At 50.4% G+C, this 1,018-nt stretch carries 1 pseudogene; it reads right to left on the minus strand.

What is annotated here, in order from left to right:
• Positions 1–1,018 (minus strand): annotated as a pseudogene (locus AC6ROY_RS25415) (hypothetical protein); the annotation flags it as partial.

The following is a 1,018-nucleotide window of genomic DNA, read 5'->3' on the forward strand; positions in this document are numbered from 1 at the left end:
GACGCGAAGCGACTCGATTCATTTCGATATCGCCAGACTTGCCTAGATCCCGAATAACTTTATCGTAGGTGTAGACTGTCCTGGAGTACGGGTATTGAACAGCTTCGAGCAGCTTGACCGGAACCGTCGCAGCGTTGCTGTAGGCTGGACGGTAGAACGCATACGCATTGTTGGAAATTTCATAGTCATAGGTCGTGATATCTCCTTCAATGTCCGTAACCTTCCATAAGTAGGGAACATACCACGTATCCACGCCTCCCCCTGAGGACACATGGGTTGTAAGCTGATCGCGTCGCTTCGTGTACTGGAAGAAGGTGCTTTGCGATCCGTCAGGATCGCGTACCTGCACGGTGATGTTCTCCCCGTGCGTCGGATCGAAGGCAGGCTTGTCGAGCGTATGCTCATACGTAAATGTGATCGTACGTCCGATGCTGTCGGTAATTTGCTGCAGGTTGGACAGGCTGCCGAGCGAGCTCTCCCGAATAGCATACGTAAACTTGATTTCGTTGTTAAGTCGGTCTTTAATTCCCAGCAGTTTCCCGCTTGAGCTGAAGTAGGATTTGCGCTTGTCGCTGCCAATGAATACGTAAGCAGAGCTGTCTTGTCCATTGGTATAGCTGCCACTGTCCTCGATCAGCTGCACGTCTTTCCCTGTATAGTTTTTCAAGTTGGTGCCGTTTGGGTCCAGCGGTTTATTCGGACTATCCGATTTGTCTGGAAATTGTTTGTTTTCGACCTGATAAGACTGCCCATTTCCGTCATGGAAATACAAGTAGGTCTCCTGCCACTCCAGCGAAGGGAACATCAGCGACCATCCGGCGCCCAGATCGTATGCGCTTTGGATGTAGGTGCCTTGCTCCAAATATTGATGGAGGCCGAAAACATAATAATAGGGACTGACAAAACCGCCCACGGCGCCTTCCTCGGTTCGAATGATAAGATCGAGATGATCGCTGGCTTCACTCCACGTGTTGTAGGTTTCCGCAAGCCACAAGACATACTCGCCGTCTTCATTATA

This window comes from Paenibacillus sp. sg306046, assembly GCF_059821225.1.